This window comes from Saccharothrix sabaoui (assembly GCF_051756985.1).
Classification (GTDB): Bacteria; Actinomycetota; Actinomycetes; order Mycobacteriales; family Pseudonocardiaceae; genus Actinosynnema.
In genome coordinates, this window is the sequence record NZ_JBPKJK010000244.1 from 1 (window position 1) to 9,432 (window position 9,432).

The 9,432-nt window shown below is 75.0% G+C and carries 6 protein-coding genes; 4 read left to right on the forward strand and 2 right to left on the reverse strand.

Annotated elements, in window-relative coordinates; translation table 11 throughout:
- Positions 1-1,515, reverse strand: a 1,515-nt coding sequence (locus ACR807_RS39365) for a type 1 periplasmic-binding domain-containing protein (RefSeq protein WP_438926630.1), incomplete at its 3' end; no start/stop codon positions are given.
- Positions 1,512-3,929 (reverse strand): hypothetical protein, encoded by a 2,418-nt coding sequence (locus ACR807_RS39370; protein ID WP_438926631.1) that lies wholly within the window; start codon positions 3,927-3,929, stop codon positions 1,512-1,514. The genes ACR807_RS39370 and ACR807_RS39365, both read right to left, overlap by 4 nt.
- A 432-nt stretch (positions 3,930-4,361) precedes the next feature.
- On the opposite strand from ACR807_RS39370, the gene ACR807_RS39375 reads away from it, so the two are divergent.
- The 4 genes from ACR807_RS39375 to ACR807_RS39390 all read left to right on the forward strand — a co-directional run.
- On the forward strand, positions 4,362-5,444 hold the full coding sequence (locus ACR807_RS39375; RefSeq protein WP_438926632.1) for a glycoside hydrolase family 10 protein: 1,083 nt from the start codon (positions 4,362-4,364) through the stop codon (positions 5,442-5,444).
- A 217-nt stretch (positions 5,445-5,661) separates the two neighbouring features.
- Positions 5,662-7,416 carry a DUF4082 domain-containing protein gene (locus ACR807_RS39380; RefSeq protein WP_438926633.1) on the forward strand — a complete coding sequence of 585 codons (1,755 nt, stop codon included), beginning with the start codon at positions 5,662-5,664 and terminating at the stop codon, positions 7,414-7,416.
- Between the two features lie 71 nt (positions 7,417-7,487).
- The gene (locus ACR807_RS39385) at positions 7,488-8,129 is read left to right on the forward strand and encodes a DUF4082 domain-containing protein (RefSeq protein WP_438926634.1); all 642 of its coding nucleotides are present in this window, start codon (positions 7,488-7,490) and stop codon (positions 8,127-8,129) included.
- Between the two features lie 97 nt (positions 8,130-8,226).
- A partial coding sequence (locus ACR807_RS39390) for a glycosyltransferase (protein WP_438926635.1) occupies positions 8,227-9,432 on the forward strand: 1,206 nt, incomplete at its 3' end.

Here is a 9,432-nt window from a genome sequence, read left to right on the forward strand (position 1 = left end):
CACGTCCACCAGCACCGTGCCCGACGCCGTCCGCTCGATCAGCGGCACGACCTTGTCCTCGGCGTCGCCGTCGCCGGTGTAGGACAGCCGCCCGCTGGCACCCGGCACGGCGTTCGCGTCGTGCAGGGTGTGGATGACCTTGAGCACCTCGCGGTGGTCCAGCGGTGTCCGCTGCTCGGGGTCCACGGCCTTCGTGACGAGGGCGAGCGCGGTGAGCACGGCGTCGTAGGACAGGACCGCGCCGTCGTCGCGCAGCGCCGCGCCGCTCACCGCGTAGTCCGGCAGCCCCGGACCGGTGAAGTCCTCGACGGCCTGCCTGCTCATCCGCCACTCCTCACCCCTGGCCGCCAGCACCGAGTAGCTCTCCAGCAGGTCGGGGGCCGCCAGGTCGGTCTGGATGATCCTGATGCCGCCGGCCATGCCCGCGCGGAACTTCTCGGTGCCCGCCTGCTCGTCGCTGGGGCTGTCGTCGCCGGTCAGGATCACGAGTTCCCGGCCCTTCTCGCACGGCTCGTCGCCCAGCGCCTCGACCAGCGCGCCGAGGTGCACGCCCCGCCCGGCGAAGTAGAAGACGCGGGTGCTCGCGTAGCAGATGTTGGCCTGGTCGGCCCGGAACGTGACCCTGATGTCCTTCAACCTGCTGTCGTACGTCATGGTCTTGAGGACCTCGACGCCCAGCGCCCCGGCCTGGGTCCCGAACTGCTCGGCGAGGTCGACGGAGTACTGGTCGTCGGTGTTCCGGTCGGTGATCACCACGACCCCCCGGGGTGTCGGCCCGGCACCGGGAGCGGCCCGCGCGGCGTCGGCGTCGAGGACCTCCCGGGCCTTCTGCGCGGCCACCGCGGCCTGCCGGGAGTTGTTGGGCGCCGGGCGGAGCAGCCCGTCGACCTCGCGCAGCGAGTCGGAGGTCATCGTCGAGGCCACCAGGGGCACCTGGTTCCGGGACAGCACCGTGAGCGCCTCCACCGCCGGGGCGAGGCTCTGCCCGAACCCGGTCACCGCCACGAGCCGGTCGGGCGCCCCGCGCCTGCGGAGCAGCTCGTCCACCGCCGGCCGCCAGTGCGTGAAGCCCTCGCCCGCGTTGGCGGGCAGCAGGACCACCTTCGGCACGTCGTCCTCGTTGTAGAGGGCCTGGGCGCGCACGGCGCCCTCCAACTGGTGCTCGACCTGCTCCACGGGCTCGATCGCGTGCGCGCCGCGCGGGGTCAGGGTGAGCAGGACCGCGATGCTGACGTGCTCCGGGTCCCGCGCCGCGACCTCGTTCTGCACCCGGATGCGTTCCATGACGCCCTGGAGCGCGGGCCGGCCGAAGTCGAACGCCCGGCCAGGGTCGGCGACCCCGACGCACTGCTCCTCGACCAGCGCGAGCCCTTCCTGGTCGTCGCAGACCGGTTCGCGCACCGCCCGCGCCACCGCCACGACCACCGCGAGCAGGACGACCACCGCCGAGCACAGCGCGAGGACCTTCCGCCTGTCCCACCGGGGCCGCGCGTCGGGGATGTCCACTCGGGTCACCGCTGTTCCTCCCTGTCCTGGTGGGGCGGACCGGGTCGGCGCGGTCGCCGGCGGCCCAGTTCCTCGTGCCGGTCGGCGGCGTCGAGGAACTCGACCTGCCCGCTGCGCGCCAGCCCCGCCACCTGCCTCAGGTGGGTGGCGGTCGTGATGTGGTGGTCGGCCCACTCGTCGATCAGGTGGACGTCGCCGGTGGCGTGCCACGACAGCAGCACGGCCTCGACCGGCGAGCGGAACGCCCCGGGCGGCGGCTGGCCCGGTCGGGCGGGGCAGGACGCGACGACCTCCACGACCTCCAGCCAGCGCCGGCCGCCGACGGTGGTGAGCAGCTCCTCCAGCCGCCGCAGCACGGCGTCGACGTCCCCCGCGGCGAACAGGTGGTGCAGCTCGCCCTCCTCGTCGCCGCGCCGCTTCGCGAACCCGGCGAGCCGGGTGAACACCGCCTCCCACGAGTCCGACGCGTCGGCCGGTCGCCCGGCCAGCCGTTCGACCAGCAGCAGCCGCAGCAGCGGGTGCATCACCGGGACGCCGTCCGGTCCCGTGCACGCCCACTCGGTCGCCGGTGCGGGACCCGTCAGCCGCGCCCGGCGCGCGTCCGCCATCAGCAGGGCGGCCTCGGCCTGGTTCCTGGCCGCCGAGCGGGTCACGGCGTCCTCGACGCCGGTGGTCCGCCCCGCCAGCAGCCGGTCCAGCAGGTGCTCGCGCAGCGGACCCGAACCGTCGTGGGCGTGCACGCCCAGCAGGGGGCCGGGCACCCACTCGGCCGGGGGGAGCAGGCTCGCGGCGCGCACCAACTGGGCGGCCGCCCCGGGGTGGCCGGCGCTGAGCCGCAGCACGGAGGACACGAGGCGCTCCCGGTGCCGCTCCGGCACGCCCACCTCGGCGGCCATCGCCTCGACCTGCGGCGCGGTGAGCCCCGACAGCGGCAGCGGGGTGTACGGCCCGCGAACCGCGGTGGCGCCGCGGCTCAACCGCCGCACCTCCTCCCGGTCGGCCGGGAGCACTTCGTCGCGCGGCAGCCCCAGCCTCTCCACCAGCGCGCGGTCGCCCACCGCGACGAGGGTCGCCCTGGCGCGCGCCCCCGCGGCGAGCGCCCCGCCCCAGGCGCGCAGCAGCGGCGCGGCGTCGATGTCGCTGCTCAGCACGACCACCGGGTCCACCCGGCGCCCGCCGGGTTCCACCGCCGCCAGGTCCTCCAGGAAGGCCGTCATCAGGACGCGGTCGGCGTGGTCCCGGGAGTCCTGGTCGACGCGCGCGGACAGGTCGGCGAACGCGCCCAGCGACCCGGCCCGGCGGTGCCAGTCGTGCCCGCCGCCCGGCCGGGTCCAGCGGGGCCGGAGCAGCCGGGCGCCCGCCCGGTGGGCCGCCGACCGGGCCCAGTCGCCGAGCCCCGCCACGTCGACCAGCCCGCCCAGCGCGGCCTCCAGCGCGTGCCGCGACCGCGGCGGTGGCAGCAGGCCGTCGACGGCCCCGCCGCCCGCGCGCCGGGTCGACGCCGCGACGAGGTGGCCCAGCAGCCCGGAGAAGTCCCAGGGGCCGTCCTGCGCGACCAGCCTGAGCGCCGCCTCCAGCAGCAGGTCGGGCACCGGCGGGGTGGTGCGGTCCTCGTCCGCGCCGAGCAGCACCCACCACTGGCCCCGCGCCGCCAGGTCGTCGCACAGCCACCGCTCGGTGCGCGACCTGCCCGACCCCGGTGGCCCGAACAGCACGGGCGCGGTGGTCCGCTCCTGCGGCGCGGTCGCGCCCGGCGCGCCGAGCACGATGACCGACCGGAGGACGTCGAACACCGGGTCCGACTCGTCGCGCGGGATCGCGGGCAGCGCGGGGCCGGTCTCCCGCGCGCCGTCGTCGGCGACCTCGGCGGCCCGGGAGGTGCGCCCGCCGAAGAGGCACAGCCAGGCCGTCAGGGCGACGCCCCGGAAGGGCTCGGTGAACGCGGTGAAGTCGTACCGGTCGCGGATGGCCGCGACCTCGTCGACGATGTTGTCGTGGAAGTCCGCGGAGACCACCAGCGCCAGCACGGCGCCCGACTCGCGGAGCCGCTCCCGGACGTGCCGCGCGTCCTGGATGCGGGTGGCGTGCTCCATCGCCTTGGAGACCTCGGTGGTCCCCGCCGGGGTGACCTCGCCGTAGTGCAGCGCGACCCTGAGCCGCAGGCTGCTCTGCTCGTTGGACCTCTCGTTGTGCTCCAGCAACCCGTCCACCAGTTCGCTGACGAACCGGCGCGCCAGGCGGGCCTTGGGCACCGTGCCGTCGACCAGGATGTGGTAGCCGTCCCCGCGGTCCCGGAAGTCGCAGTGCTCCGGCGCGATGCCCGCCTCGTCGAGGGCGCCGTCGACGATCCCGCGCAGGGAGTGGACCGCGTGGAACCGGTGCCCCACGCGCCTGCCCTCGGCACTGGAGCCCGCGATGTCCACCGAGATTATCGATCGGTGGTGCGCCTCAGGGTGGAGCGACAAGGTTGTTCCTCTCTCGGCCCCCGGTTCGGAAGAGTGGCCGTCGCCGCTCTTCCGACCACCCGCAGTGTGGGAAAGCGCTGAGGCGGGCACTGTGCCACATGACGCAGAACTCCGATTTTTCGGATAACGCGTGCTCACCCGGGGGAAAGGTGTTGATTTTTTCCGGACCGGTGAATACGGGGTCGAGGGTGAACCTGTCCGCGTGATTGTTCGGGCGTTGGGGTGAATGCGCCGAAAGAAGTGGCGCGGAATGCGTTATCGGCCGACAGGGGGCGGGGAAGGCGTGCTGCGCCGGTCGGGGGAGGCGCGGTTTCGCAAGGTTGCGCCAAGCGTTGCCCGCGCCCGCCGGGCGCAAGACCATGGTCGCCCCACGGCCGAAAGGACCGCCCAGTGCGCGCACTCCTCGTCGCAGCCCTCCTCGCCGCCTCGCTCCCCGCGCCGGGCCTCGCCGCACCCGGTGCCGCGGCCTCGGGTGCGGCTGCCTCGGGTGTGACCGCCTCGGGTGTCGCTGCCTCGGGTGTGACCGCCTCGGGTGCGGCAGCGCCGGCGTCCACGCTGGCTGAGGCGGCGCGGCGGACCGGGCGGTACTTCGGCGTCGCCGTCGCCGGGCGCAAGCTGTCCGACCCGGTCTACGCGGCGATCCTCGACCGCGAGTTCGACGTGGTCACCCCCGAGAACGAGATGAAGCTCGACGCGACCGAACCGCAGCGGGGCCGGTTCACGTTCGCCGCGGCCGACCCGATCGTCGAGCACGCCCTGCGCGGCGGCAAGCGGGTGCGCGGCCACACCCTGCTGTGGCACGCCGGTCAGCCCTCGTGGTTGGCGGCGTTGAGCGGCACGGCGCTGCGCGCCGCGATGCTCGACCACGTCACGGGGGTCGCCGCCCACTACCGGGGCCGGGTCCACGCCTGGGACGTGGTGAACGAGGCGTTCGCCGACGGCACGTCCGGCCGCCGCCGCGACTCGAACCTCCAGCGCACCGGCGACGACTGGGTCGAGGCCGCGTTCCGCGCCGCCCGCGCCGCCGACCCGGGCGCGAAGCTCTGCTACAACGACTACGGCATCGAGGACCGGGCGCACGCCAAGACCCGCGCGGTCCTCGACATGGTGCGCGACTTCCGGCAGCGCGGCGTGCCGATCGACTGCGTCGGCCTCCAGTCGCACTTCGGCGCCGCCAACCCGGTGCCCGTCGACTTCGCGGCGACCCTGCGCGACTTCACCGACCTCGGCGTGGAGGTGCAGGTCACCGAGCTGGACGTGGAGGGCTCCGGCGCCGCCCAGGCCGACGACTTCGGCCGCGTGACGAGGGCGTGCCTGGCGGTGCCCCGGTGCGCCGGGATCACGGTGTGGGGCGTCCGCGACACCGATTCGTGGCGCGCCGGCAGCACGCCCCTGCTGTTCGACGGCGCGGGCAACCCGAAACCCGCCCACGCCGCCGTGCTGCGGGCGCTCCACTGCGGACGGACCGGATAACGGTTCCGGCGGCATCATCGCGGGGTGTGCGCCACCGCGCACCGCACAAAGTGGGAAATGCCGGGAAATCCCCCGCGCGGCGCGGTCCGCACCCGGATGCGCACCCCCTTCGTGCGGAATACCAGCGCGGACCCCGGGAAGCGGTAACGGCGCATCCGACCGCACCGATCCCCGACGTGTGATCGGGTGGTCCGGTCTGAGGGGAAAGGCGACAACCATGCCGTTACCAGGCGCCACCCGCCGCGCTGCCGGTGGACCGCTGAGACGACTGCTCGTGCTCGCCGTCGCCGCCCTGGCGCCCGTGCTGCCCGTCGTCCCCGCCGCGTCCGCCGAGTCGAGCCGCGTGCCGCGACCGGACGAGGTGGGCGGGGCCACCGCGACCACGTCCGCGCTGCTCGGCGCGGAACCGCCCGCCGGCGCGGGCAGCGTGGGCTTGACCCCCACCGTGACCGCCACCTTCGACCGGACCATCGCCGACGCCGAGGTGCGGTTCACGCTCACCGGGCCGGCCGGGGCGGTCGAGGGCCGGGTCGCCCCGGCGAGCGGCCCGACCGCGGGGTTCACCCCCGACGCGCCGCTCCTCCCGGGCACGACCTACACCGCCTCCGTGCAGGCCGGCGACGCCACCGCCACCTGGTCGTTCACCACCGGCACCCCGCGCTCGGCCGACTGCCCGTGCACGATCTGGGACGACTTCGCCGTCCCGGGCCGCCCCGCCACCGACGACCCCGACCCGGTGGAGCTGGGCGCGAAGGTGCACTTCACCGGCCGGGGGGAGGTGCTCGGCGTCCGGTTCTACAAGGGCCCCGGCAACACCGGCACGCACACCGGCTCGCTGTGGTCGGCCGCCGGGCGGCGCCTGGCGACCGGCACGTTCACCGACGAGACCACGACCGGCTGGCAGTCGCTGACCTTCGCCGCGCCCGTCGCGGTGGAGCCCAACACGACCTACGTCGTCTCCTACTTCGCGCCGCGCGGCCACTACGCGATCGACGAGACGTTCTTCGGCAACTACGGCCGGCTGATCGGCCACGACCAGGTCTGGGCCGTCGCCGACACCGCCACCACGCCCAACGGCCTGTTCCGCTACGGCGGCGGGATGCCCGACAGCGGCTACCACGCGTCGAACTACTGGGTCGACGTCGTCTACCGGCACGGCGCGGACGGCGACTACACCCGGCCCGTGCTCGACACCCGCGACCCGGCCCCGGACAGCGCGGGCGCGCCCGCGACCGGCGTGCTCACCCTCGGCTTCGACGAACCGATCGACCCGGCGTCGCCGACGATCACGCTGTCGGACGACGGCCGCGCCGTGCTGCACGGCACCGCCGCGCTGTCCGACGACCGGAGGACCGTCACCTGGACCCCGGACGCCCCGCTCGCCCCCGGCACCCGCTACACCGCGAGCGCCGTGGTGGCCGACGCGCGCGGCAACGCCCTGGCCGTGCCCGCGACCTGGTCGTTCACCACCGCGCCCGGCACCGCGTGCCCGTGCTCGCTGTTCAGCGCCGCGACCGTGCCCGAGGTACCGGCGAGCCCCGACAGCGGCCCGTTCGAGCTGGGCGTCCGCTTCGGCACCTCCACCCCGGGCACCGTCACCGGCGTGCGGTTCTACAAGGGCCCCGGCAACACCGGCACGCACACCGGCTCGCTGTGGGCGGCGGACGGCACGCTCCTGGCCACCGGCACGTTCACCGGCGAGACCGACACCGGCTGGCAGGAGCTGACCTTCGCCACCCCGGTCCGGATCGGCGCCAACCGGGTGTACGTGGCCTCCTACACCGCCCCGAACGGCCACCACGCCATGGACCACGGCTACTTCGACCGCCGCCCCCGCGTGTTCTCCGAACCGCTCTGGACCGCCGCCGGCCCGTACGCCAACGGCAGGTTCCGGCAGGGCGCAGGCTTCCCGACCGACTACTACGGCGGCAACAACTACTGGGTGGACGTCGTCTTCACCGCCCCGGCGTAGCGCGGGGGCCCCGCCGAACGATCCCCACCACGGGGGACCACTCCCCGTCCGCCGCCCCCAGAGGAGTCCGCATGTCCCGCTTACCCAGGCTGCTCGCGACCGTCGCCGTCGCGGCCCTGGTCCTGTCCGGCTCCGCCCAGGCGGTCGACCAGCACCGCCCGGTTCGCGTCCCCGCCCACCACGCCGCGCCCGCGACGCTGTCGGCGGCCTCGCCGGAGTCGCCGCTCGGCATCCCCGGGCCGCGGGCCGTGTCCTGCGTGGAGGGCTGCGAGTTCGTCACCCGTCCCGCGCCGGAGGTCGTCAGCGACGACGTGAGCCCCACCGAGGTCGGCCTGCGGACCGTCTTCGACCGGCCCGGCCACGTCCTCGGGGCCTCCCTGCTGCGCGGCGCCTACCGCGGCCCCGTCACGCTGCGCCTGTGGCAGGACGGCGCGCTGCTCGCCGAACGCGCCTGGGCCCACCCCGGCCGGATGGCGGAGATCTTCTTCGCCACCCCCGTCCCGGTCCAGGCCGGCCGCGAGTACGTGATCTCCTACTACAGCCCGTACGGCGGGTACCTGACCTCCCCGGACTACTACACCGCCCCGGTGACCCACGGCCCCTTCACCGCGCCGGCGGGAGCGGGCGTCCTGCGCCGCGGCGAGGGCGGCGGCTTCCCCACCGAGAACCGCGGCAACAGCACCTACTGGGTCAACCCGGAGTTCCGCGGCTGACCGGCGCACCGGGCGGGGACCGGTGCTCACTTGTGGCACGACGGAACGCGCGCGGCGGCGTAGAAACGGGCTCCCGGTCCCCCGTGAAGGAGTCGCCGTGCGTGTCCTGTTCACCTCCACCCCGACGTCCGGTCACCTGCACCCCCTCGTCCCGCTCGCCACCGCGCTGCGCGACCGCGGCCACGAGGTCGCGTTCGCCTGCGCCTCGAACCTGCTCGACGACGTGCGTTCCCTGGGGTTCGCCGGCTTCGCCGCGGGGTTGAGCCGCGACGGGGACGGCGACGAGGAGTTCACCGCCCTGAAGGCGGGGGCGAGGGGGTTGTCGCCGGGCGTGGAGATGGACCGGTTCGCCATCGCCCGCGTGATGTACGGCGTGCGGGCCCGGCGCACCGCGGTGGACCTGGTCCCCGTGTGCCGGGAGTGGCGGCCGGACGTGCTGGTGCGCGACAGCTACGAGCCCGCCGCGGCGGCGGTGGGCGAGGCGCTCGACATCCCGTGCGCCTCCGTGGACATCACGCCGCTGTACGACACGACCCCGCTGCTGGACGACATCGCCGAGGAGATGGTGCGGCTGCGGGCCGAGGTCGGCCTGCCGCCCGGCGACGGCCTGGGGATGCTGCACCGCCACCTGAACCTGTGCTTCGCGCTGCCGCGCCTGCTCGACCCCGCCCGGCCGGTGCCGCCGACCACCCACCACCTGCGGGACGGCCTGTTCGACAACCTGGGTGACCAGCGGCTGCCGGAGCACCTGGCGCACCTGGGGGAGCGACCGCTGGTGTACGTGTCGTTCGGCACCGTGGCGATCCGCTTCTACCCGGGCGCCTACCCCGGGCTGATGGGGACGGTCCTCGACGGGCTGGCCGACCTCGACGCCGACGTGGTCGCCACCGTCGGCCACGACCGCGACCCGGCCGACCTGGGGCCGCGACCGGCGAACGTCCACGTCGAGCGCTACCTGCCGCAGTCGCTGCTGCTGTCGCGGTGCTCGGCGGTGGTGAACCACGGCGGTTTCAACACGATGACGGGGACGATGGTCGCCGGGCTGCCGCAGGTCAGCATCCCGCTGCTGACCGACGACCACGACAACGCGCGCCGGTTCGCCGCGCTCGGCCTGACCAGGCCGCTGGACGCCGCCACCGCGACCCCGGAGGGGGTGCGGTCCGCCGTGCTCGGCGTCCTGGGCGACGAGGACATGCGCGCCGACATCGCGAAGGCCCGCGCGGAGATGGCGGAGCTGCCCGGCACGGACCACGCGGTGGACCTCTTGGAGCGGTTGGCGGTGGAGCGCGCACCGGTGCTGCCC

Bases quoted from the DNA above. Each gene is read 5' to 3' on its own strand.
- ACR807_RS39380 (WP_438926633.1), top strand. From the start codon at position 5,662: ATGCCGTTACCAGGCGCCACCCGCCGCGCTGCCGGTGGACCGCTGAGA.
- ACR807_RS39385 (WP_438926634.1), top strand. From the start codon at position 7,488: ATGTCCCGCTTACCCAGGCTGCTCGCGACCGTCGCCGTCGCGGCCCTG.